Here is a 26,002-nt window from a genome sequence, read left to right as displayed (position 1 = left end):
TACTATATCGTTTAAACGCAAAGTCCCAAATTAAACCGATGAAAACATGTAGAGAAAATAGTAAATATAGTTCATACTTTAAAGCATGAACTATTTTTATTTTCAATTTGATATCATGATTCTATCGTCTAGCCTTTCAGTACATGATCAAATCATGATTCCTCTCAAATGGAAGTTTTACCAATGACAAATTCAAACGTAAATACACATGAAAAATTCTCCAACCTAACTGGTTAAATTGGAGAGTTTGTTTTGTTTTTATTCTCCAGGAACCCCCATAAGGATTGGAGAGAATGAGTCCTCTAAATTCTGGCTTAGTGTCTTAACGGATCTGAAAAATCGAGGCGTACAGAACATTCTGATTACCTGTGTTGATAACCTCACAGGCTATTACAGCATGTTATCCACAGACCGAAATCCAGAAATGTATTGTCCACCAGATACGTAATTCTACACGTTTTGTATCCTACAAGGATTTAAAGAAAGTGACTGCAGACCTCAAGCCCATTTACAAAGCAACGACAGAAGAAATGGCTCTGCTAGAGCTTGATCGCTTCGAAGAGATCTGGGGCAGTAAATACCCATTCATTGTACGCTCTTGGCGCAACAATTGGGAAGAACTCGCGACCTTCTTCAAGTACCCACCTGAGATTCGTAAACTTATTTATACGACTAATATTATTGAAAGTTACCATCGTCAACTTCGAAAAGTAACCAAAGGAAAGAGTATCTTTCCAAGTGAAGATGCCTTGCTCAAAATGCTCTACTTGGTAACCATGGACGTGACTCGAAAATGGACAGGCCGTGTCCAAAACTGTTTCTTCTGCTTAAATAGTAACTATCTTGCTATGTATCTTCATTTAAAGAGCAAAACCAAGCCCATAGTGAATTTCTACACTACAGGCTCATAAAGCATTATTAAAATGAAGTTATCCTGAATACTTTACGACAGGTTTCCCCAATCCCTAACAATTGTCCAGCCGCCCAATATTCACTACATCACACCGCGTTGCCCCCAGCTGTTACAATAATAGGCTGCGTCTCTATGGAGACATTGCCCGCTACTGCTCTGGAGATCATACAGGACTCTTCTGCCATATGTGCCAGCCGCTCTGCCTTCGTCAGTTCAGCCTCTGTTGCATCCGCTTTAAGCACAATCCGTGGTTTGTGCACGATCCGTTCGTACGAAAATACGTTATTCGTTACATCTACAATCGCCTCAGACTCCAGTGTCATATCCTGTGGTGTAATATCCGAACGCTCAAGCATCGCTACCAGGGTAATCAGATAACAGGTCGACGCTGCCCCCAGAAGCATTTCGTCAGGGTTGGTACCTGTTCCCGGACCACCCATCTCCTGCGGAATCGAAATTATCGTTTTTAACCCGCCTGCATCGATATGTCCTTCACTATTACGTCCACCATTCCATACCGCTTTCAGATGAAAAGGATGTTTCATCTCACTCATTCCTTTCAATGATCTCCGATTCTGACCCGGATACATTCTATAGATTGTTCATTCAGAGTGCTGACCTGCTACTCGTTTACGCCCAGATCGGTAATGACTTTTGCAACACTACTGAGTTCTGCTACCCTTGTAAAGACTGTATATTGAATTTTCTCGAATGCGCCAGCAAAATCACTGCATCCGCGATGCTATCAACTTTTGCTTCATCAATGCCTGCAATTCATTCGATTCACTAGCATATCCATTCACTCCAAACCGTTGATGATCCAAGAGATTGCTGTTCATTCCATCATACCACAACACTCCCGGAAGTTGTGTAGCGCGGATCGCAGACTTAGCCTCGCAGGGTTATCTGCCTGATCCAGCTTCCCCGAAATTCCCCGGACAGACTAAGGCGTGAGGTTGCAGCGTGAATGCTGTATACGATGTTCATGCTCTTTTTGAATAATCCTGCACATTATGTTTATTTCCAATTCCCCTGTCCTTGATCCTTCAACACCGCTCTAACTGTTTGGCTTATTACTATATAGGTATTTTTACAAAAAGGTACCCATGTTTTCCATACTGCCTCAAAATCACTAATTAATATTTTCCGGTTATAGTATGTATCGTTGTAGTTAATCGTGTGTTCCAATGAGTCTGCCAAGTAAAAGTATTCTTTATCATAACCAATCACTGGTACAAAGTGTAGATATCTCTTGTCAGGAAATACCCTTATAAACACAATAACCGGTATGCCCTTGGGACTAACAGTTCCATCCGCTAACTTTCTGGGATAATTTTTATAGAGTTCCTTACCATCTGCCTCTATACCAAGATGTCTTAAAACATATGCACTTGAAAATGCAGCACATTCATAATTGTGTTGGAATAGCCCAATGAACTGTTGTCTTATTCAATGGCAGAAGTTTGTACAATAATTGATTCACGCGAACATCTCATCAATGACAAGTACGTGTGGGTCAATAAGTAGCTATACCCAATAGAAAGGAAGATAGGCTTGTTGTCGCGCTTGGCGATTCCAAAATCTTCTTCTGACCAAGGGAACCAGTTCAGCTGATTATGTACGTGTTGCACCAAATACGGCGACTTTCTCTTGACTAACCTATTAGCGTTTGTTGCGGACTGTCATGGGCATATTAGATTTGATATAGGTCATGTACCCTCAAGTGAAAATTTTTTTTATATACATCTCATGGCAACAATTGGTGGTGCTCGTGGGCTACAATCGGCCGGTTTGGGATATAGAGTGTACCCTACCAAAAAAAGTTTCAGCCTGTAACCTGCACTTCCATTATGGAACGTACAGATTCACAGGCCAAGACATTTTCATAGTGGTGGCATCTAACCGCATTCGTAATCACTACGTCCAGCGCTCCATCTGCACGAATTGCCAGCGGATACTGACACTGTCCCATACCATCACGAATTGATTTGCCGCCGCCGAACTTGCATTCATCGCCATACAGCGTATAGTCCTTCTCAATTCGAATGAATAGTTCGCTATCTGCCATCCGAATGACATCGCCTGTTGTCGGTCCGAATAAATCCGTATATTGTTTTCTTGTTAATCCCTAACCAAATATTGTTTATCGCGATCGCCACAAGGATGATAAATCCCGATATTGCATTCTCGATCAAGATGACTCTAGGGACCCCTTTAAGCGAAGCAACTAGGAATGAACGAACAGTCGCTTCGTTTTTTTCTACTTCCGTGAATAAAGACCCCTCATTTCAACAACATAAGTTTGGAAATATTGTTCTTTTTATTATTATTTCCCATACAATGCATTTAGATAAGGAAAACAAAAAAACAGCCCCCTTAGGGAGGCCACTGAATAACGTGTGTTTTAAGAATCTGTTAAATGAGCCTAAATTGATTAAGCCGAATTCCACTCTATTCTAGTGAGTGAGAATTCGCCTTTAATAGAATCAATATTCTTTTGAGATTTACTGCAAATATAGCCATTGCCCCTTGCATGTACATGCTAACGAGACCTGATGTGTATGCTTGGAAAGCTTACTGCTCATAATGCTCCGTGGATTTGATGCTGACTGAATTCGTTTTTGCTTTTGCTCCTTCATTATCCTCGGAAAGATCGAGGAAGAGGCCTTGTTAATAGAAAATGGAGTTTTCATTGAACTCCAAAGATGCCTGATTTTTTCTTATATAACTTGAACTAAAAAATAACATCAGAGGAGCGTAGCGAATGGGAAATTTGGAACTGTAGAAGCGATAGCGACCGCCTTTGTCTCCGTATTTCATCCGCTAACAGCGGTACCATTCAGGAAATTTGGAGACAACAGCGGCCGGAAGTCCAAATATTCTCCGTAATTACAACTGACTCCTTAGATATATAGTCTCAAAAATTAGTAGGGACTTTTTCAGTGGACTCCCCTTAGGAACTGCCTTTCTGAATTTCCGCTGCTTGAATAACAAACATTTTTGTACCCATACAAGTAGAAACGGCTATGCCGTCCTTTTCAAAGACGGTACCCATTTCAGCGGAAATATAAGGAATAGAGTATCAAGTGAAACTTATACTTTCTTATATTTAAATAAAAAATCCGCGCCAGCGCGGATTCTATTAGGTATATGTTCTTGTCTTCTTACACATGTTGTCATATGACGACAAAATTCCTGATCAACACTAACTCTTCTATCGGTTCTAGCGCCCCACACCTGGTAAACCGCCTTTTTATTCAAATACATATGAACGCTTTACACCTCTGCCCCCTCGGCCTAATCAGCGCTTCTCTCCGCGCGAGGCGATCAGCTGTTTATACCAGTAGAAGCTATTCTTACGCACCCGTCTCATTTCCTTCAAGTCAAACTCGTCGCGATCCACATAGATGAAGCCATATCTCTTACTGGATCCTTGGTGCGTGCTGACCAAGTCGATTGCAGACCATGGACAGAAACCAAAGACCTCAACGCCGTCCGTAAGAGCCAGTTGGATCTGCTCAATATGTTTACGGAAGAAATCAATGCGGTAATCGTCATTTACAGTGCTGTCTTCTTCTAATTTATCGAATGCACCCAATCCGTTCTCAGTGACAATCAATGGCAAGTTATAGCGGGAATAAATCTGGCGCAATGTAGTACGGAATCCAACCGGATCAATTTCCCAACCGAATTCAGTTTTTTGCAGATTCGGGTTGACTGAACCGCGGTATGCTCCTGGCTCGCCAACAATCTCATGCTGATCGCCTGTATGGGAGAAGTCATTACCATCATTCTTACTCTCACCCACCGTCTGGGAAGTGTAGTAATTGAAAGCGATGAAATCTGGCTTTCCTGCCTTGAGAATATCCATATCGCCTTCCTTAATCTCAGGTTCATAACCTTTCTCCACCATATAGCTCCAGGCAATATGATTGTAACGACCATACACCGCCATATCCAGATACAGCCAATTGCGGATTGCTGCATAATTGTCGGCAGCCAGCATATCTTCAGGACTGGAACTAGCTGGGTAGATGACACCGATATTTGGGGCAGGTCCAATCTTCGCGTTCGGAAGCATTTCATGACATAATGCCATAGCTTTGGCCTGAGCTACCAGCATATGATGGTTCTGCTGATAAAGCTCTTTTTGAGGATCGACCATATTTTCATTGAGTGTTCCAATAGATCCAGGATGCAGGATAAGCATGTTCTGCTCATTAATGGTCAACCACCATTTAACACGATCACCGTAATGTTCGAATAACGTCTTGGCATACTGTTCAAATGCATCAATGGTAATTCGTTTGGACCATCCACCCCGTTCTTCCAGCGCATACGGTAGGTCAAAATGATACATCGTCACAATTGGTTCTATACCGTATTTCAATAGTTCATCAATGAGCGAGCTGTAGAAAGCTAGTCCCTTCGGATTCACTTCTCCGTCGCCATTCGGATAAATCCGCGTCCAAGCAATAGAGAAACGGTAAGCTTTAAAACCCATTTCTGCCATCAATACCACATCTTCTTTATATTTGTGGTAATGGTCACTGCAAACCTTGAAATCGGTAACTCCTTCTACATGATTGGCAAAATCAATGACGGATGGGCCTTTGCCATCTTCGTCCCAAGCACCTTCGAGTTGATAGGCCGATGTTGAACCTCCCCATAAGAAATCCTCAGGGAATGCGCTTAATTTTTTGTGTAACATATTCAATTCCTCCTTAAATATCGTAGTTAGACAACTAGTGTCAAAAGAATATCGTTCTTCTCAATTTCAGATTGAGTCGTTTCAAAAACTTCGACCTCATTTTGCGTCAGTGTAACAATTACTGGAGTGACCGTTTCATAACCGGCTGCCTTAATTTGTTCCAGATCGAAGCGAATCAACAAATCTCCCTGCTTCACTTTGTCTCCTTCTTTCACCATAGGAGTAAAGTGCTTACCTTTAAGTTTAACGGTATTAACACCTATATGCATCAAGACATCTGTCCCTGCCTCAGAAGTGATGCCGATCGCATGTCCGGTCGGGAATAGAGAAGTCACAGTTCCATCCATGGGAGCGACTACTTCTCCTACCGTTGGGGCCACTGCCAGTCCTCTACCCATTGCCCCGGACGAGAATGCTTCATCGTTAACCTGACTAAGTGGTAATGCCGCACCGGTCAACGGGCTGTAAATGTACTCTTTTTTCAAATCCACAATTGGACTAACCGAAGGAGAGACAGGCGCTGGTGTTGGTGTTGGTGTTGGTTCTAAAGTTTCTACACCATCTACCGTTTCTACCATCTTCGGTTTGCTTTCGTAGCCGAACAACAGTGTCAGCAAGAAAGCCGAGCCAAGAGAAACAATCATGGAAATTACAAATATACCGGTTGGTTTCTCTACAGGAATCGAGAAAATATTATGGAACACGTATGCTGTATATTTAACACCGAAGTGACCATTTATCGCTCCACCCAGAGCTCCTGCTATAATAGCAATAGGAATTACTCTTTTGTATCTGAGAATCAATCCATACACGATAGGCTCTGTTACCCCTGCTAGCAGTCCGGTGATTCCGGTGGAACCAGCGATTGTTCTCAGTGACTTATCATTTTTAGCTTTGATGAAAATACCAAGTGCGATACCAATTTGAGCAAACACTGCTGCAGAAGCCATTGCTTCGATCGGATCGCCTCCGTTCGCAATATTTTGCAGCGTGATTGGTGTAAAGCCCCAGTGTAATCCAAACACCACCATGAATGTCATGCCCCCGCCAAGTACAATACCTGATAAAATACCACTGACTCCAATTAACCAGGTCACACCTGCTGCAATCCAATCGCCAATGTTGGTCCCGAAGGGCCCTAGAACAATAATAGTAAGCGGAACCATAATCATAAGTGCGATCATCGGGACCATGAAAATCTGTAGATCTTTCAAAATAATCTTCTTCAACAGTTTGTCCAATAGCACATAAATACTAATCGCAATGAAGATCGGGAACACACTAGATGCATAGCTGACGATTACCAGTGGTATACCAAGGAACGAATGTGCAGTATTACTGTCCATCAATGACGTGAAACTAGGCTCCATTAGGGCGGCACCGATAGCCCCTGCTACGTAAGGATTCGCTTTCAACTTCAAACCGAGTGTAATACCAAGGAATATCGGCAGGAAATAGAAGACGGCATTACTAGCTGCCGACAGAATCATGTAAGTGTCGGATGTATCGGACATCCAGCCCAGCATGGTCAGTACAGTAAGAAGTGCCTTGAGCATCCCTGATCCAGCCATAACTGGAATGAGCGGCGAGAAGCTCCCCGAGATAACTTCAAACACTTTAGATATCGTCGATACTTTTTGGTCTGGGTTATCTTGTTTCGTAGAAGTATTGGAAGCAAAATTTGTGTTCTTAACAATCTCGCTATATATATGGGCGACACTGCTCCCAACTACAACTTGGAACTGGCCCCCGCTTTCTACGACGGTAATAACCCCTTCATGCTTCTCAAGCTGCTCTCTTTGCGCTTCTTTGTTGTCTTTTAAACTGAATCTAAGTCTGGTAGCACAATGAACCAAATCATTGATATTCTCTTCCCCACCGACAAGATCTACGATGTCTTCAGCCATCTTTTTGTTATCCATGTTGATTCCCCCTCTTGATGAAAGTGATTTTGGGTAAAAAAAATACCTAAACGAAAGAGTAGGATCACAGATGTGATCGTACACACTCGTTTAGGTATCGCCTGCATTACCAGTAACAATCCTTTTGTTTAGGTTGTGCCTTTACTATAATAGATTAGGAAAGCGTATGCAAGACTTTTTCGCTTTCCATTTATTCACAATCCCGATCCTCCCCTTGAAGTCACCCGCTGAATATGAATCGTCAGATATACTTTTTCATCAATAGTCATAGCGCTTTCATATTCGTTCTCCAAGTAATTGTTTATCTGATTCATGCACTGGAACGCTACCGGGAACTTGTCCTTAATCTGATCGTACAGAAAATTGTCTCCAGATGCAGATTTCTCCTGTTCTCCGTTTAGCATCCGCTGCAGGAAGTACTGCAGATGGGTAATAAAGCGAGAATAACTGAATGAATTCTCATCAAGTTTCAGCTGATAATAATCCGATATGAGGTTCATAATATCACTCATGGCCTTGGTCACTTCAACCGTCTTCTGCATTCCTTGGCTGTCTTGGCGCGCATTGACAAAATGCATAGCGATGAAGCTCGCCTCATCTTGGTCCATTTCGAGATCAAAATATTTCTTAATCAAGATCAGCGCTTTCTGACCGACCGCAAATTCCTTCGGATAGAATTTCTTGATCTGCCAGAACAACGCATTCTTGATATTCATGGAATTCCGGTAGCGGGCAATGGCAAAGTGGATGTGGTCAATCAAAGTGATATAGATATTCTCGTTAAAAACGTCTCCCATTTCCATCTTTGCGAAGCCTACAATTTCATCAGCCAATGAGAAATAGTCGGCAGATGTCTCCCCGATCAGATCAATCAATTTCTGCGGTACATTATCGGGTTTCAACATAAAGGTCTTTTCGATTTTATCCTCGTCAACTCTCTGCCCCATCTTCTTCTTGAAGCCCAGACCATTGCCAATCACCACGAATTCGTGACCAACCTGGTCCTCGGCACGAATGACGTTGTTATTGAATATTTGCCGAATGATCATGGTGTATTTATTCTCCTCTTTTACAGGCTAATTCCATAAAACCAAAAATTTAAAAATTGATTGTCAATCACCATAATAAAATAACATAGCTATATGTGGGAACACAATAGATGGGTTCTAAGAATACGCAGTCTGTTCAGCAACAGACGTCCCAAATTCGTTCATATGATAAGTTTGGTTAAATCTCCGCAGATTATGATGTATAACCCTTTTTTAAAAGCTTCTTCACCATGATGCTCACCAGTTGAAAAGACAGAAGAGTGAAGCACTTTTCTAACAACCAACGATTTCTGGATAAACTTAAATAGCGCGCGCCGATGGACCGGCACGCGCTGACTGCATAGATTTTTTTATGATGCTGGTGTGAATTTTGCTGCTTGCGCTCCTGCTGTTCTTCCGAATACAATCGTGTCCGCAATTGCATTCCCGCCAAGACGGTTAGATCCATGGATTCCACCTGTTACTTCGCCAGCTGCATAAAGACCAGGAATTACTTTACCAGCGGTATTGATCACTTCGGTATTCGTGTTGATTTCCAATCCACCCATCGTATGATGCGCTGTAGGTACACGTGGACTTGCAAAGTAAGGTGCTTTGTCCATTTTCTTCGCGAGAATTTCACGTCCATATTTCTCATCTTTCTGGCTATCTACCGTTTGGTTATAGTACTCAATTGTTGCTGTGAAAGTCTCAGGGTCAACGTTAATTTTCTTCGCTAATTCCTCTAGACTATCCGATTGAACTACTTTTCCTGTTTCAACAAGTTGTTCAATGGTTTCATCGAAATTGTTCTTTGTTCCAGGTGTAAATGTGTTGCTGTCCGCAATTACATACATTAAAGAATCTTCTTGTTGCATTAATGCTTGCGTCATTTCATCACGACGTGCATCTTCACGAATAAAACGTTCCCCCGCTTTATTCACGAACATATAGGATTCAACACCCTTAGCCAACCATCCTGTCAAGCTTCCTGTTTCTGGATCACCCAGTGGCAAAGATTGAAGATATTCCATTCCTACCAAGTTAGCTCCTGCTTGCTCACCAAGTACTAGACCATCCCCCGTTGCGCCCGGATGATTCGTTGTTTGCACACTATCCGGAATTTCAGGATTATATTTATGCCGCATATCTAAGCTTGCAGCGTAACCGCCTGTTGCTAAGATAACACCTTTATTTGCGCGAATTGTAATATCTGCGCCATCAGAGGTTCCTTTCAAACCAACAACCGTACCATTTTCAATAATTAGTTCTTTCGCTTCTGTCTTCGTCAAGACTTCAACATCATTCTTCTCTAGGGATGCTTGAAGAGCTGTAACAAAACCACCATGCTCATTCACCGGACGATGGCTACGAGGCCATAATGCACCAGCAACCGTAAATACTTCATCGGAGAATTCCAGTCCTAGCCCTTCAAGCCAGTGAATACCATCAAGTGCGTTATCTACAAGATAATGTACCAGTTCAGGATTCGCTTTTTCATCGCCACCTTTGAATGTTTGCGTGAAATGCTTATCCAAGGAATCTTCGATATCTTGCTTGGATTGACGCTCTGGATCTACTGCATTGTACGCGCCACCAGCTAATGCTGTGTTACCCCCAATACGATCCATTTTATCAATAACGATGACAGAAGCACCGTTTTCCTTCGCCGATTGTGCAGCTGCTAAACCAGCACCACCCGCTCCAATGACGATGACGTCAGCGGACATCTCGATAGCATCTTTTGCCGCTTTAACAACTTCTTTCTTTTTCCATTCATCTACATTTGCTCCTGCATCTTTAAGTGCAATTGCAATCGCTTCTTTAACTCCGTTACTACTAAATGTTGCGCCAGATACACTGTCAACGTTCAAGCTTTGATATTCAACAACATCGGCGGGAATTTGTTTGATCGCAACATCACCGACACCCGCTGTCTCGCCATGCTCAAGGACATTAATGGCTCCAACTTTACCAGCATCGTCAACCGTTAGTTCAATTTTAATTTTGCCATGAAAACCATCAGCTTCTGCTGCATACAGACCTGTTTTTAACGTACCATCAACATTTGTAGCATTAGGCGAATCAGAATTTCCACTTGAACACCCCACAATGGATGTTAACATCAATGCTGCGACTACAACCCCAGATAAACCCTTCTTAAAATAATTCATGTTGCCTCCCTGTTTCATCTCCATGTATTTTGTGATATGATTCACAAAACTTGGCATTCGATCTCAATTCCTAACCTAACGCCTACACTTATTATCCATGATCAGGAAAATATTTCTGTATCGGTGTATACCAAAGTAAATACATATCATGATGAGGTACAGCCATGAATAAAAGTAAAATCGATAACTCGTATGAAAATAAAGAACTACCACACTACATAAATGAGCTTTTAGCGTTAATCCACAAACACAACCTGGGTAGCATGCGACGTTATCGTAAAAATGAACATATCTTTCATAATAACGATCCAGCGGAACTTATCTATATTATTCAAAAAGGTGTTGTGATTACTTACCTGGCCGATCAAGACGGGCGAGAACGGATTCGGCGTTTCTTTTCCGCAGGTGATATTCTTGGTCATAACACATTGTTCCATGGTGGTTATATTGCCGATGCACAAGCCATACAACCTAGCAAAGTAATTGTCATCGATAAAACTCAATTTCTCCAACAGGTCGAATCTGAACCTAAACTCCTTATTCATCTATATCGCGTTCTCGAAATGACTCACCGTAATCTAGCTATACATATGGGAGATTCCTATTATAGTGCGGAGACACGTGTGCTTAAATATCTTCTCCGACTGCTTAACCAATTCGGTACTTCGACTACGGAAGGTATTGTAATCACGATCCCTCTCACCCACGAACTGTTAGCCAAATATGCTGGGACAACAAGAGTTACAGTCACTCGTGTACTGAGCCGACTTTCTGCAGGTAACATCTTAAGCACGAATCCAAAGCCCTGGATTGTAAGCGATTTAGATGCACTTGTTGAATTATGTGAGCAAGCATGCTTGGATCACATATGCATTGTAGGTTCAGGATAAGGCTAGGAATAGCAAAAGACTTATTCGAAGTAAGGATGACTTCGAGCAAGTCTTTTTGATCTTAAATTTGATGTTGATTGCTGTTTAATCTACATGCCTAAGTGGATAGTATTGCTGTTTTGTAAAAGCTCAAGCACTTCAAATGGCTCATCAAGGACCCATTTTTCTGGATCTCAAAGCAGGAGCCCTTACAATTGCAACGTGCTGTGACATCTCATCAGTGACAGGTACGTGTAAATCAATAACTAGCTATACCCAATAGATAAGAAGAGCAGCTTATTGTCACACTTAGCGATTTCAAAGCTTCCGACCAGGGAAACCAGTTCGCCAGCTTATACGCATGCTGCAGTAGATACTGCGACTTTATCATAGGGCATCAACTCGTTTCGTGTTGGATTTGGGTAAAGTATTGCTAAGGGTTAGTTTACCCAAAAGGTGGGAGAAGGGGCAGCGAATGAAAAGATAACTCAGGAAAGATTTTTTTAAATTTAAGGACAATTTTGAGTCGCTGTTTTACAACAATATTAAATATCGCGAATTAAACTTTTTCAGTATCCACTCTGTGGCAAGGAGCATAAAGTAAGTTTCTATCAGATCAATTTTTTATCACTAATTTTAAATATAAAAATGCATAATTGTATAATTGACGTAACTTTTCATTTTCCAAATAATTCTTTAATACAAAAACTCCGCTTTTAAAACTTGCTTTTGATTGATCATAATCCTTAAGAATATAATAATTGATACCTATATATACGTATAACTCTCCTATACGAGGATGAATTTCTCCGAATTTATCCCGATAAATTTCCAATCCCTTTGAACAATGTTCTATGGCCAATTTATATTTCTTAATTTGTGTTAATAATTGTGCATAGCTAATATTATCATTTGCTACCTCTAAGCTCGATTCTCCATATATAGCTTTATCAATTTTAAGACCTTTTTTATAATAAGCCTTAGCTTCTTCAAAATACTTAGGATTTACTGTCAACCCTTTTTTCAAGAATACTGTACCCAAATTAATGTATGTCGTGGCGAATTCAGGATACTCTTCTGAATCAAATACTTTCAAAAACATATCCTTTGACTTTCCCAAAAATTCTTCTGCTTTATCCAACTTATCCAGTTCTTGATAAGCCCATCCTAAATTATTTAGAAATTTCGCCATTTCAGGGTGAGGTTTCAAATAAATTTTTTCTCCAATAAACACAGATTTAATAAAAAAGTCTTTTGCAGTTGCGAAATCATCAATCTCCATATAAGCTAGTCCAATATTGCTATATGTCTTTGCTGTTCTTAAATGGGTCTCACCATATATACTGAATATACTTTCTAATGCCTCATCAAATGCAGCCCTTGCTTGATCAATTTTATACATCTTAATAAAATTTAAACCAATATTATTCAGAACTATCTCTTTGTATGGATTTTTATCTAAATATCTATTTTCAGAAACCCTAAGAGATTCCATATAGTAATTATTAGCCTCATCAAAACGATCAAATTTCCCTAAAATCTCCGCGTAATTATTATACAAATTTGCAAGTCCAAAATAGTCTTTTCCATATGCAACCTCAGTTAATTTGATAGTTTGATAAATCACTTTGATTGCTTCTTCAAATCTCCCTAAAGCAGTTAACGTTGAACCAATATTATTGTAAATTGATATCATACTCTTTTCAGGCATATTATTTTCTTTATTTAATTCTAGGCATTTTTGAAAGTAATGGTATGCCTGATTATGTTTTCCTAGATGATTATAGTTAACAGCTAAGTTATTATATCTATTTATTAAATAAATTGAAGTATCTCCGTAACTTATCTTATCTAGGTCTACACACTTTTGATATAGTTGAATAGACTTTTCTAAATAACCTTGTTGTTCATATACAAAAGCAAGTTCGTTATAAAATTTTGACAAATTGCTATAAAATGTAGAATCCGGTTCAGAAATAATCTTATTTTCGTATATTTGCTCCAACAAAAGTATAGGTTTATTTAATGTTAAAATTGCTTCATCAAACATTAAACTCTCTCGAGAACGAAACTTACCACATAAATACAATATTTCAATGTAGAGGTTAAAGAAGATTCTACTAGTCTCTAGAAAACTCGTCACTTTATAATAATGCGGAATCATTAAATTCGTTTCTTCCAAGTCCTTCATTTCATTATCATTAGTATATCGAGAACCTGAAAGTAAACCTTTTGAGATTTTTCCTAACGTATAGTGTCTCTCTTCACTGTTTAAATCATCGCGTGTTACCACCTGAACAAGAGTATGGATAGTTATGCCCTTACCATGTAATGTTATTAGCGAAAAATTTGTTAACCAAGCAATAACCTTATCCGCGTTACTCCCATCTTCTGAATCGTCGTCCAGGAATTCTATTAATGACCTTAGTTGTTCGAGAGGAAACACAGTTGTTGATATAAATGAGAGCCCTTGCAGTACCTTAACCGCAAATGGATAACTTCCATTTATAGTATTGAATGTCTTTTTCCAAACAGTGGATATAACAAAATTATAGTCACTAGATATATGTTCTCTAATTCCAAGCGGACTTGATGTAGCTAATAAATACTGTCTTTTCTTTTCAGTCCTAAAATCCTCCAAATATTTACTTATCGTTGTTTTAGCCATTCTTATATATGAACCTGCTTGAACTAATGCAAGTGCTAAATAACCTAGTTCACGACAAAGTTCTAATATAGTCTCATCTTCATCGTTAATTAGTGAATAGTTTTTCAACAAGATTAACGACTCTTCCTTAGGCAATTCGCCTAGATCCAAAGGTAGATCCACATTAAACCAATGATCACTTTGAGAGGTTATAACCACATCTCCATTTCCATTTCTAGGAATAAACTCAACAATATCATCTTCATTTGTAGCATTATCAAAAACTAATAACCATCTATGCTCATACGAAGCTTTCCCTTCAAGGATTTGTTTAATTTTTTTAACTTTATCTTTTATGTTAATCCCCTCTGATGTGAAACCTAAATCATAATAGATTTCTAAATAGTCAGCAACGATTGTTTCTTTACTCTCTGCATTAATCCACATTATCATAGAATACTCATCTTGATATTGAAAGGTGTACTCTAAAGCCGTTTGTGTCTTTCCTGTTCCAGCTAAGCCTTTAATAGCAACTATATTTATTTTATTTTTTTTCAATAAATAGCTTCTTATACCATTAATATAGTTGGATCTACCAATAAAATTTATATTCCTATGTAATTTAATATATTTAAAGCCCATCTCGTAAACCATAGAATTCTCATTAAAATAATCTCCAATAATCATTTTAATTTGATCTTCTTTTAAATTAATAAATACTTCTTCTAAATCCTTAGCAAGAAATGGCTTACATTCAATCTTATATGTATCCTCAATGTCTTTTAATGCAAGCTCAATGTCTGCATAAGTTGCTTTATATTTATCATTTAATACATAATAGAACTTCCTAATATTACTCCAAGACTTATGTAAACCTTCGAAATCTTCATAGAGCTTCTTGATACTCGCTTTTATTTTATTACCTAGATTTTCAGGGGCATACACTTGATAATAAATGCCTTCCAAATCAATATAGCCATCGTTTTTTTTATCACCTTTAGACCCTTGGGGCTTGACAGGTCTAAAATTTTCATTTGAATAGATCATAACTTTTGAAAATAAATCCTCATAGCTTTGTCCATCAGAAGAGTATACTTTATTCTGAAATAATTTTCTGATGATCATTCTATTAGAACTATTATTCATTCTAATACCACCCTTTATGTTAATTTCTAAATTCTCTTGATATCTACTCCTTCATTGTCCAGCTCAAATAGTAATCTCTTAGTCCATTAAAATCCAATAATCTTACTCCATCAGAATTAACGAGGTTAATTGGATATTCAAGCTCAAACTCTGTTCAAGCTTTTCTAAAACTCCGTCTATCTATTTTCGCTGATTAAGTGAAAGAAATTATGCAGATTTAAATTTTTGGTCAAGGTTTGGGAGACCCTAACGTTTTCTACTCGTTTGCTCATATATATCACACTACTCATCAATTAGTTTATCTTTTATACCTTCAAGTGAGCAACAATGGCAGTGGTATGGAGAAAAAAGATGCAGTGTATTATGAGAAAATATAATTTTGCTAATATGAGAACCTTCTCTTATCAGTACTTCCTTTAATTCAATTAAGTCACGTTGTTCAGATGATATATTACTTAGTTTCGTTTGATTTTGTTCAGATTTAGTGTGAACATAATGACTGGTAAGCATAAAAATCCAGTGCAGGATTTAATAAGATCTATACTGGATTTCCAAAGGATATTACTGAATATTTTATGCACGTTACAGTGTGAAATAATTTCTTATCTAATTTGTTTATGTATCTTTTCAAACCATACTGATTCCCACAGTAACATCGCATTTTCCTCAAACCATTGCGACCATGAAGAAGGATTTTTCTCTACTTTCCTATTCTCATTTTCATGTAATACAACTTTATACAATAATCTTCTTATCACATCAAAAAAATCTTTAATATCACCCTCAAACATCTCCGAAAAATCCCACCATTTACTTATACTAGGATGTCCTCCGAAAAAATTCCTTATATCATATAACCGTGAAAGTAAATACTTTTCCCTCTCGTCCATTCCAAACGCGTTCAAAGTTATTTCCCTTTGATTATTTGTTCCGTTGATATTCATACGTTCTCTTGCATATTGCTGTATAACATCAACTGTCTTATCAAGAGATGTAATAGCTTCTTCATCAAAATGACCTTCATAGAGTTTGTAAGCATGTAAGTAGTTAAAGAAAATCCTGTGAATAAAAGGGTCTAAAGCATTTATTTTGTTTACCAAAGAAACTAAATTTCTTTCTCTTGCTCTATACTCATGATGAAATCTTGCATGTGTTTCTCTCCAAAATGCTAGAATAAATTCATCTTTATTTTTTGCACTTTTAGGAGTTGTGAAATTGAGCATTTTATCGCCTCTAAAATCGCATGAACGATCATAAATAATACTGAGAGAAGATATCACATCAACAATACGGCTTCTTGCAACATATTGAGATGCATAATGAAAAAACCACGAGATAGAATCATAGACGTATTCATCTTTACAAAAATCTCGAAGACCCTTATCCCAAGAAGGCATTAACACCCCTACATATAAACTTTCACGTTCTTTATTAGGTGCAATAATAACTTCATTTGAGATATAACTAAAGTTCAAATTTCCAGAATCCGCTAGACTTCTAATCATAATTTGGACTCTATTGTCACTATCGAAAATATGCTTGTTTAATACCTGATTAAGTGAATAAGTGAATTTCCTCATGCTATCGTTAGGTATGTTAGATTGAGCCCATTGGCAAAATTTACTTTTGAATTTATTAGTATTTTGGTTCAATCTCATTCCCCCTCAAAAAAAGAACCTATTATCGATTTAGTATATATCAATCAGAGTCGATGGTGTAATCTCAACCTAATAATTGGCATAATGCTAGCAAATTGGATTCAACATATTTATAAGATTTAACTAGAAACTTTGCTTAAAGATAGTATCCCATAGAAATGTAAGTTTACTCCAATCTTGATTTATCAAATCAGGATTTTTCAACTTATCATCCAACTTCACATTAATTTCACTTTTATTAATAATAGAACCTTGATACATGTCCAATTTTTCAACATAGTTTGTCCATTGAATTGGGGAGAACTCGTTGTTACTTTTTAATATATCTTCACCAAAGAACAGTTCAATACTAACCGCCAATCCATTAATATTTATATTATTTCTTCCTGTTGGTCCAATTGTAGGGTATGAAGTACAAAAATCAAGTATTGGCAATTTCATTATCTTTATACTCTCAAGTATAGGAATAGTTGAGAGACTCTGTATTTCTAGCTCGGCTGCCGCATCATTGTCAAATATTGCGATAATTCGATTTTTTATTTTGGCTGCCGAAAAAGACTTAAGCAACTTTGCTAAGTACGATGTCCCACCATCTGCTCTGTAGTTATAGAAATCAAAAAATGTATATAAATGATTGTATTCAGGGTATAGTATTTCCAAACTTCTAGACAAAACTTTGATATCTGTTTTCCCTTCAGTCACAATTATGGTAGTATCCATAAAATTATCAAAAAACTCTAATGCATCTGATTCATCAACCCAACCGCCATCAACAACTGAACTCAAATCATACTCGACAACAGAGTCTTCATTGCAATTAATAATGCACATATAAATATCAAGCATATGGTCAATAAGGTGCTCTTCATTTTCATATATATCGTCATAAAAAAAGGGATTTAATAAGTTGCCAGACGATAGTTTTTCGACAATCAATCTTGAAATAATATCCGTTGATATCTTGGGATGTTTATTCTTTATGTTATCATCATAAATATCTATACTTTCACTTTCCAGAATCGATCTCAAAGCATTAGAATAATTATCAAAGGTTAGTCTTTCATAATATTCATAACGCTTGTCATACTCATCATCAGGTTTAGCATAATATGATTTCTGATATTCTAAACCATTATTGAAATAAGTTATCAACTTTTTATTACTGCATCCAAGAATCTCCAGTCGAGTCATTGCCTTTTTCACTGTAGTTCTAAATACGTATCGTTCATAATCTTCTCCATCCAAATCCTCTTTATATTTAATAAATTCAAGAGGTGAAAAGAGTTTTAAGTGAGTTTCACTAAATGTATTTTTAACTGAAAACAATCCCACTCCATTTATTGTAAGTCCGCAATACGATCCCATTCAAAGTACACCTGCTTTCTTTGGAGGAACAAAGAGGTATTTGGTATTTAATCTCCCGTGTAATCTAACATCTTATTAACGGTCAAATCAACTTTGCTCTTTTGATTTATTCAGTTGAAATAGTTTCAATGTATTATAGTCTTATTATACTTCAAAATGGAAGAAAGTGATGACTGCTGACTGAGTTATAACAAAAAGCCTCCGCCAATTCCTTTGGCAGAAGCTTCTATATAAAAGTGATTCACACGAGCCTCTCACCAATGACAGGTACGTGTGGGTCAAAAAATAACTGTACCCAATGATAAGAAGACCGGCTTGTATACATCCGATTCGATCGTTCATTTAAATGTACATGTGGATCAATAACTAGCTATACATCTTTTATTCTTTGAATATATTTAACTTATCTCATATATTTTTTCCATAATGGGTCTACGAATTATCCATAGTTTTTCTTTAATAGCTTCATACCAATCGGTAAATTCTTCTTCTAAATATTCTCCATTTTTCCATGTCCCAAATCCTAGTCTACCTGGAATAACATAAGCCTCGATATTTCCTTGTAAATTACTTATAAAACCAAATACTCTCTTTTTATCTTCCGTTATATCTCCGAGTTGCATTATTTTAGAACTAAAGCTATAGTTAGCAAGATCGTTCTTATTATATGAAACATTAATAACATAAGATAAACTTGAATCTAGCTTTGTATAAAGAGCTAAGTCACAACAAATAAAGTTCCCTAGTGCGTTTTGAAGGTCCAAGAAGTTTTCTAACAATCCGTCAGTTCTCAAACTATCATATATTTTTTTATGATACAAAACTACATCATGAAGTTCACTATCATAATAAATATCTCCCAAAGGAAAACTCTGAGCGAAATTAGAATAGACTCCCTCTAAAATACGAAGTATTTTCAATGGATCTGTTTCATTTAGAACAGTATTAAAAGAAGTGGCTAGTTCATTTAAATCATATGTAATCATTTCAATGTTCTTCTTAAGCTCAAAAATTCCCTGGGGAATATCTGCATACCAGTTTTCTAGCGGTAGTGTATACTCATTTTCAATATGATCAATAGAAATTTCTGAAAAAGATGGAAGAATCCACGACATAAAACTACGGTTTCTTTGAAAGTCAGAAAGAAGCAAGGCTCGTTCAATTCTATCTAACGCACGAGAAAACGAAGTTATTTTATATTTATTACTTAAAACCTGTCTTCCGGGTAAATAATACTTATTCCCCTGTGTTTTTGAATTATCAACACTTTGAAAATCTGATAAAATATCTTTTGATGACAAAAGAAAGCATTTAGAGTGGTCGCCAACCCCTGTATGTGCAACTAAGAAAAATTCATTACGGGGCTGTCCGTCAGTGTCACAAATGTATTCTTGGTGTACATATTGAGATGTGTTTATATTTATTTTGATAATATTTAACTTGAATAACTCCAAATCTTGGAGGGGTTGCATCCAATATATTCTGAGAAGTTAGACGTCTTTGAATAATAAAATCTGCACCTTGAATATCTACGGAACGTTCTAAAATCCAGAATCTATCCATTAAAAATGCCTTTGTTCTAGCTTCAGCTAATCCCCCATTTTCCATCCTTAACAGCCAATGAGGCTTATCTTCCATCATTTCACCCACACCTCACTGAAATATGTGAATTATTGATACGCAGTGATACAGTCAACCATCTTGCCGAGGAATAAATGATATTACTCCTCATTTTTACAATATTTCTCAAGAGTATCAATTATAAACAAACATTTGCGAATACTGTAAATTTTAATTATAGAATTTATTATTCTACTGCACTTCGATGCTTTATCCAGTTCATTAAATTATCACTCTTAGTCATTTCAGTAATGAATATTAAGTCTTCTGAAGTTAACATTTTAGATAGCTTATTTCTTCGTTTTACATAATCCAAAAGTATTGTTGAGAAAAATAATATCGAAGTTTCTAAAGCAATAAAAGCTAGATTATTCCTGTCAAGATGTGAATCTCCAGGATAAGCAGAATTATTAAATAATCCAATAGGTAGGGTATGAACACTATTAGATAATAAATTATAGATTCCAGACTCAACCTCTTTATTAATTGGAGAGTATCTCTTCCGTATTCTATCAAATAAAAATGGTTTCTTACCTTTAATTAGTTCCCTTTTCAAACCTTCACTTAAGGACAAAAAGACATTATTGTTAGTGAGCATACTTTCACTATAAAATAATCCATAACCTGCTAAATAACCTGAAGACTTTGGAATACCAAGAGTCAAAATAATTCTTTCTGACGAGAAATTTTGGTGATAAGAAGACAGATAAAACCTGAAGTTAAATTCATCATCTGAAATTCCACGTTCACACATGTAGTTATAAACATTATGAATTTCAATTAAGTTTCTAGATAAACTCGCTACTGAACTAATGTCCAAGTATTTTTGTGACTCTTTATAATTATCCTCATTTGAATTCGGAATTAAATTAATGATACTATTTGCATTTAACAATGATTTTTCATAAATAGTTTCTGAGAAAAATGACCGTATTGATGAAGTATGAATTTGTCTTCTATTTTGTTTGGATATACTTTTTCCTATTTGAATCAACCTGTAGAATTCTTTGATTCTATAATGAATATCTGACATTTTTCCATCCTTATAATAAAAAAAATTAGATTTTATGATTTCTTGATTTATTCCCTCTTATAACTAAGTTAATTGCACAAGATCTCATCATAAGTACGTAAAACCATGCTTTATCAATTGCTTATTCTGGCCTAAGGAATTCAACCTTTTCCTTGGATAATCTTTTAAGTCTTTTTTAATTGTTATTCGGATCTACTTATGGTTTATAGAAATGTTCAATTCTCAGTTAAAATTAATTTCAACCGGTAGAGGCAGGTGAGGCCCCCCTCCCATAATTGATCTTGGAGATATTTGAGAGGGGCACAAATAATAAGTCAATAAAATATAATTTATTAAACCACCATAATATACTTACTTGTTCTATTATCGAAAGCAGGCCATGTTCCTTCAAGAATGTCTACAATTTTATTATTAACCTCAATATTTTCAATTGATCCTGTCAGATAATTTACTTTGTTTGCATTTTTTTTATCAATAGAACTATAAATCACTTGTTCCGCATCACAAACAACTGCTAAATTCGGGTTGTGTGTAACAATAAATATTTGTCTTCTATTTTTTGCTTCTTTAATGCAAGGAACCAACAGTTCAAAAACCGATTGATTATCCAAATTTTCCTCAGGTTGGTCTATTATTAAAGGTCTGTCATCACGATCAACCAAGAGATAAAACATTAATAACAATGCACCCTTTTCCCCCGGAGAAAGTTTGTCAATTTCTTTATCTCCAAGCTTTAAAGCATAAATTGGTGATAAATAGCTCAAATTAAATAAAAAATCATAAAGCTCTTGTTTGGTCATTCCTTTTCGAAGCTGCAATTCAACAGGTATGCTAGCTTTAGAAGAATCTCTTTGATCAGTCTCTAGGTTTAGTAAAACTTCATCGATAAAAGATATAATGGATTTAAAGTCAAGAAACTCATATCTATCAATAATTTCTTTTAACCTTCTGGTACCGTCTTCAGCTCCATAAAAGGATCCTCTAGAGTTCCCAACCCTCTGGAAAAAATCTTCCACGAAAGAGCTTAGTACTATTGATACTTCAAAATTAAGTTGATATTTTTCCCTGATCAAATGATGGGCACTTATTGCATTTTGAACAGGATTATAAAGATCTTGATAAGTTGATATTAGATTTTGAATTAAATCAAATATTTGGTTCGAAAGTTGCTTTCTGAACTCTTTAGCCTCAACCAGTTTATTTGGTAACGCTGAATCAAGTTCATTAAGTTGGTTCTGTATGTAGCTTAGAGAATTTGGTGTAAATGTATCTCCCATTAATTCCTTTTCCACTTTATTCCACTCTTCAATCTTGCCCAAGTATTCTTGGTAGAGTTTATTTGGTCTATCAAGTTTATCTTCCAGTTGACTTAATTTTTCGTCAAGCAATCCATAAACAATATTATATGATCCACCAGAGTTTCCGTCTAAATATTTAGCAAGCACATCAAGCTTCTCATTAATTTCTTCTTGATTTGATAAAAGTGTAAATTTATTTACTTTGAATGAAATTACTTGTTCTTGACTTATCCCCAATAACTCTAGATGTTCACCTAAATCTTTTGATAATTTATCAAATTGCAACATAAAGTTATCAATTTTCCCAAGCGTACTTTTCACTGCTTCTTGTTTCTTAACAAGAAACTTTCTTTCTTCTATTTTTTTATATCTGTCATCTTGAAGTTGAGCTTTTTGGTTATTCAACAAGCTTACTTCTTTAGTCAGTTCAGTATAACCGCTCTCGGCTTGATTATCACTTAATGGCTTTTCTACCTTCTCTGGCATCATCTTTAGATGTTGATCATACTCTATTTGTTTTGCTTTTAGTTGTTCATTTATTTGTTCTCGGTAATTACTTGTAAGTTTAAATTCTATTTCACATATCGATGAATTAACTTCACTAACTTGTCTTCTATAAATGTTCATTTCCTCAGACAACTCTTTAGTCTTTAAATTCAGTAATTGGTCAAAAGTTTCACAACCAAGTCTATTTTCTATACTAATATGAGAAAAAATAACTTTTTTAATTTCGGCATCAAAACTGTTGCCACTAGCAATATTCATTTCATTACATAATTTCTCCAAATATTGCTGAGGGATGTATTTTACTCTTTCCATTTCAGTATCAAGCACATTTTCCGATAGTTTTTTTGTAGAAGTATCTTCACTAGCCCATCTTAAAGTTGCTTCGAAGTGCTGTGAGATATTGTTCTTTGAATTCCTAAATTTTTTATCATTTAAGAATTCAAACGAATTATGTGAACTGCCCCCTAGAAGTCCAAGTATATCAACTAAAGCACTTTTTCCATTTCCTTTGTTACCGATAATGGAAACAAGCCCTGAATTAAACTTCACCTCACATTTATCAAACCAAGTGCCTGTTAATTTATCGTTTATTTCCTTAACACTAATTGAATCTATAATTTTGGTTTTTTTTGTTTCATAGTTTACTATTTGTTCTGGTTTTATCCCTAATTTTATTCTATCTTTGGACTCAGTAATTGCCTGTTTCAAGCCTTTATATGTTAAATCAGCTTTAATCCATAGACTTGCTTTTGTGTGATACTCTCTTATCAAATGGTTGTCTGAACAAATTATTAAAGGAAAGCTCTTACCAAGATGAGGGAATACCATTTCTTGATAACTAGTTACATCGTCTAATTGACCAACCTCGAATACGTCAATATATCCACCTTCTACTAAATCTTTCTTTATTGCTTGCTTGTATTTATGATTATTTCTAATACTTTCAATACCATTTGTTTTTTTACCCGCGTGTACTGTTACAATTCCACCTAGTTCATGTATTACTTTGGACGATTCTTTAAAATCACAATATACAAAATCGTCACCTTTCCTCTTAATATCTGCAGAAGTAATTTCAAGCTTCCCCTGTATTTTTACTGAGATATCCCCAACATCTGAATCTTCCGGAAAAATACCAATAAAATGTATCGATTCACTTCCACCGAGTTCAGACCTTAATTCGATTCCTGGAAATACGGTAATTCCTTTTTCTTTTCCCAATCGTTGAAGTTCTTCTATTCTATGTATGTCCATTACGTGGTGATCTGTTATCGCAACAGCTTTAATTTCTTTTGCCTCAAGCATTTCTATTATCTCAGAATTAGTAATTGACTTGTTTTGATAGTCAAATGAAGATGGAGTATGGAAATGCAAATCCCATTTTCTCCACTTAGATCCCCGAACATCATTCAATTTCACCACTCCCTTATGGCATATTATACCACTCGTAAAGAAAAAGAGCAGCGAAAATGATGTCCTCTATCAGCTTTTGACAGATGACATCATTTTGTAATTCCTATCTCTCGTAAATTGCAGTGAATCTGATAATCTCATTTTCTAACCATCAATATGACCTACTCCACATGTTAAGAGATAATGTAATGCTTTATTTCACCTATAACACACAGCCAACTCCACCCGATTCCCTTCCCGATCATACACAATTCGCTCCACTAGCTTCTTCAACGCCCGATTCTTCTCTTCACTCGTCACCGCAGCGTCCCACAACTCCCTAAACTCACCTATCCGTCCGTATATCTGCTCAACAGTCGGATAATTCCCCTCATCTACTACAACCTTCCGCAAATCCTTCAACTCTTCTTCCAACTTCTGAATCTGCCTTGTCCTTACAGCCTTCCTCTCCAAAAATACTTGCTTCGTTATCATATCCTCTTCATACGATCCATGCAGCTTGTCCAACGCCCGCTTCTGCTTCTTCAATTCCTGCTCTTTGACCTCAATGATCGTCTGTGTATCACTATAACGACTTCCATGCAGTTCAATTTCCCGTAATATATCCGGGTCTACATGAATAATCCGGTCATACAAAGCATTGAAGAAGTCAGCATCCATTACCTTGCCGTGCTGCTCACATTTGCTGCCATCTTTATACTGGTGATAGCACAATGCACTCCAGTACTGCCCTTGCTTCTTATTCTCACCTACTCGGAACCTCATCCGCGAACCGCATTTTTCACAATACAGCAAGCCTGACAAAGGAAAAATGTTACGCCTTGAATTTGGGTTCAACATTCTATTCTTAAGCAACCGCTCCATAATGACTTCATGTTCTTCCGGCGTTTTCAGCTTTTCATGTGCTCCCATGACTTTAATCCGCTCTTCTTCAGGTACAAGTTCCACCTGACCACGCTTGGAACGAGTTTTCCCATAAGTGATGTAACCCAAATGGATTTCGCTTGCCAGCAACCGTTGAACCGTAATATTTGACGAGCCCTTGTTCTTTCCATCCGGCTCAATGTTGTATGGCGTGGGTATCTTGTTATCCGTCAACCAAATGGCGATATGACCAAGGTTTGTTCCATTCAAATACTTTTCAACAATCGCTCGATAAATCGGACGCTTTGTTTCATCCACCAATACCGACCTTGTGTTCTTATCGTAGTAGTAAGGAAACGGTGGCTTTCCGTTTGTCCACATGCTTTTCTTGGCTCCTGCCTCTTTCCCCTGCTTCATTCTTCGCTTAATCGTTTTGTACTCTATTCGGGCAAAAATAGACATGAAATCAAATGATACATCGTCATTGTCTATTTCTAGATCGTATATCTTGTTTGGTGTGATAATGACCGTTTCTGAGTTTAAGAATGTATCTTTAATGAGTGCCCAATCCTTGTTTTCTCCACGCCCTAAACGATCAATATCCATGACCACTACCCCATCATAGAGCTGGTCTTCAACATGCCGAAGTAACTTCTGCATTTCTTTCCGGGATTCTATCTTTTCACCAGAGGCCACTTCCTTCATATAACCTATAGGTCCAATTTCGATTCTCTACTAAGGCCAGAAGGGTATCCCTATGCTTTGAGAGAATGTCTTCAGATTCACCATCGTCCCGTGATTTTCTTAAATAGACGGCTACGTGTTTAATTGTTT

14 protein-coding genes and 4 pseudogenes are annotated in these 26,002 nt (G+C 36.9%); 2 read left to right on the top strand and 16 right to left on the bottom strand.

Annotated features, from left to right (window positions below):
- The first annotated feature begins 238 nt into the window (after positions 1–238).
- A pseudogene (locus tag UB51_RS06465) lies at positions 239–911 on the top strand (IS256 family transposase).
- Between the two features lie 88 nt (positions 912–999).
- Here the strand turns inward: UB51_RS06465 and UB51_RS06460 are convergent.
- From UB51_RS06460 to UB51_RS06430, 8 genes and pseudogenes are all read right to left on the bottom strand, one after another.
- Positions 1,000–1,458, bottom strand: a complete 459-nt coding sequence (locus UB51_RS06460) for an OsmC family protein (RefSeq protein ID WP_044879930.1) — start codon at positions 1,456–1,458, stop codon at positions 1,000–1,002.
- Positions 1,459–2,439: 981 nt separating this feature from the next.
- Positions 2,440–2,580 (bottom strand): annotated as a pseudogene (locus UB51_RS29570) (DUF255 domain-containing protein); the annotation flags it as partial.
- 233 nt (positions 2,581–2,813) lie between these two features.
- Positions 2,814–3,038: pseudogene (gene ureC, locus UB51_RS06455) on the bottom strand (urease subunit alpha); the annotation flags it as partial.
- Between the two features lie 326 nt (positions 3,039–3,364).
- Positions 3,365–3,550, bottom strand: a pseudogene (locus tag UB51_RS26895) (hypothetical protein); the annotation flags it as partial.
- A 664-nt stretch (positions 3,551–4,214) separates the two neighbouring features.
- A complete protein-coding gene (locus UB51_RS06445) occupies positions 4,215–5,624 on the bottom strand; it encodes a glycoside hydrolase family 1 protein (protein ID WP_044876603.1) in 1,410 nt (469 codons plus the stop codon).
- Between the two features lie 26 nt (positions 5,625–5,650).
- Positions 5,651–7,546, bottom strand: a complete 1,896-nt coding sequence (locus UB51_RS06440) for a beta-glucoside-specific PTS transporter subunit IIABC (protein WP_044876602.1) — start codon at positions 7,544–7,546, stop codon at positions 5,651–5,653.
- A 194-nt stretch (positions 7,547–7,740) separates the two neighbouring features.
- Positions 7,741–8,595 carry a BglG family transcription antiterminator LicT gene (gene licT, locus UB51_RS06435; RefSeq protein WP_044876601.1) on the bottom strand — a complete coding sequence of 285 codons (855 nt, stop codon included), beginning with the start codon at positions 8,593–8,595 and terminating at the stop codon, positions 7,741–7,743.
- Positions 8,596–8,945: 350 nt separating this feature from the next.
- Positions 8,946–10,748, bottom strand: coding sequence for a flavocytochrome c (locus tag UB51_RS06430; protein WP_052676107.1), 1,803 nt, complete (start codon positions 10,746–10,748; stop codon positions 8,946–8,948).
- Positions 10,749–10,912: 164 nt separating this feature from the next.
- On the opposite strand from UB51_RS06430, the gene UB51_RS06425 reads away from it, so the two are divergent.
- A complete protein-coding gene (locus UB51_RS06425; protein ID WP_044876600.1) occupies positions 10,913–11,638 on the top strand; it encodes a Crp/Fnr family transcriptional regulator in 726 nt (241 codons plus the stop codon).
- 595 nt (positions 11,639–12,233) lie between these two features.
- Here the strand turns inward: UB51_RS06425 and UB51_RS06420 are convergent.
- The 8 genes from UB51_RS06420 to UB51_RS06385 form a co-directional block, all read right to left on the bottom strand.
- Complete coding sequence (locus tag UB51_RS06420) at positions 12,234–15,410, bottom strand: tetratricopeptide repeat protein (RefSeq protein ID WP_044876599.1); 3,177 nt, start codon at positions 15,408–15,410, stop codon at positions 12,234–12,236.
- Between the two features lie 602 nt (positions 15,411–16,012).
- On the bottom strand, positions 16,013–17,062 hold the full coding sequence (locus UB51_RS06415) for a hypothetical protein (protein ID WP_044876598.1): 1,050 nt from the start codon (positions 17,060–17,062) through the stop codon (positions 16,013–16,015).
- Positions 17,063–17,191: 129 nt separating this feature from the next.
- Positions 17,192–18,433, bottom strand: coding sequence for a HEPN/Toprim-associated domain-containing protein (locus UB51_RS06410; RefSeq protein WP_044876597.1), 1,242 nt, complete (start codon positions 18,431–18,433; stop codon positions 17,192–17,194).
- A gap of 398 nt (positions 18,434–18,831) precedes the next feature.
- Positions 18,832–19,734 (bottom strand): cupredoxin domain-containing protein, encoded by a 903-nt coding sequence (locus UB51_RS06405; protein WP_044876596.1) that lies wholly within the window; start codon positions 19,732–19,734, stop codon positions 18,832–18,834.
- Between the two features lie 76 nt (positions 19,735–19,810).
- On the bottom strand, positions 19,811–20,074 hold the full coding sequence (locus tag UB51_RS06400; RefSeq protein WP_044876595.1) for a hypothetical protein: 264 nt from the start codon (positions 20,072–20,074) through the stop codon (positions 19,811–19,813).
- Positions 20,075–20,240: 166 nt separating this feature from the next.
- On the bottom strand, positions 20,241–21,086 hold the full coding sequence (locus UB51_RS06395) for a hypothetical protein (protein ID WP_044876594.1): 846 nt from the start codon (positions 21,084–21,086) through the stop codon (positions 20,241–20,243).
- Positions 21,087–21,418: 332 nt separating this feature from the next.
- Positions 21,419–24,304, bottom strand: a complete 2,886-nt coding sequence (locus tag UB51_RS06390) for a TrlF family AAA-like ATPase (RefSeq protein ID WP_052675773.1) — start codon at positions 24,302–24,304, stop codon at positions 21,419–21,421.
- 198 nt (positions 24,305–24,502) lie between these two features.
- Positions 24,503–25,873, bottom strand: coding sequence for a recombinase family protein (locus tag UB51_RS06385; protein WP_044876593.1), 1,371 nt, complete (start codon positions 25,871–25,873; stop codon positions 24,503–24,505).
- Positions 25,874–26,002: the final 129 nt, after the last annotated feature.

Source organism: Paenibacillus sp. IHBB 10380, assembly GCF_000949425.1.
GTDB lineage: Bacteria > Bacillota > Bacilli > Paenibacillales > Paenibacillaceae > Paenibacillus_AQ.
The sequence above is the reverse complement of the archived record's forward strand: the minus strand, read 5'-3'. Positions and strand labels throughout refer to the sequence as shown.

What these genes read in the sequence shown, in the direction of transcription:
- UB51_RS06400 (WP_044876595.1), bottom strand. Translation starts at nt 20,074, where the DNA reads ATGATGGAAGATAAGCCTCATTGGCTGTTAAGGATGGAAAATGGGGGA.
- UB51_RS06430 (WP_052676107.1), bottom strand. Translation starts at nt 10,748, where the DNA reads ATGAATTATTTTAAGAAGGGTTTATCTGGGGTTGTAGTCGCAGCATTG.
- UB51_RS06445 (WP_044876603.1), bottom strand. Translation starts at nt 5,624, where the DNA reads ATGTTACACAAAAAATTAAGCGCATTCCCTGAGGATTTCTTATGGGGA.
- UB51_RS06440 (WP_044876602.1), bottom strand. Translation starts at nt 7,546, where the DNA reads ATGGATAACAAAAAGATGGCTGAAGACATCGTAGATCTTGTCGGTGGG.
- UB51_RS06460 (WP_044879930.1), bottom strand. Translation starts at nt 1,458, where the DNA reads ATGAAACATCCTTTTCATCTGAAAGCGGTATGGAATGGTGGACGTAAT.
- UB51_RS06385 (WP_044876593.1), bottom strand. Translation starts at nt 25,873, where the DNA reads ATGAAGGAAGTGGCCTCTGGTGAAAAGATAGAATCCCGGAAAGAAATG.
- UB51_RS06395 (WP_044876594.1), bottom strand. Translation starts at nt 21,086, where the DNA reads ATGTCAGATATTCATTATAGAATCAAAGAATTCTACAGGTTGATTCAA.
- UB51_RS06420 (WP_044876599.1), bottom strand. Translation starts at nt 15,410, where the DNA reads ATGAATAATAGTTCTAATAGAATGATCATCAGAAAATTATTTCAGAAT.
- licT (WP_044876601.1), bottom strand. Translation starts at nt 8,595, where the DNA reads ATGATCATTCGGCAAATATTCAATAACAACGTCATTCGTGCCGAGGAC.
- UB51_RS06425 (WP_044876600.1), top strand. Translation starts at nt 10,913, where the DNA reads ATGAATAAAAGTAAAATCGATAACTCGTATGAAAATAAAGAACTACCA.
- UB51_RS06410 (WP_044876597.1), bottom strand. Translation starts at nt 18,433, where the DNA reads ATGGGATCGTATTGCGGACTTACAATAAATGGAGTGGGATTGTTTTCA.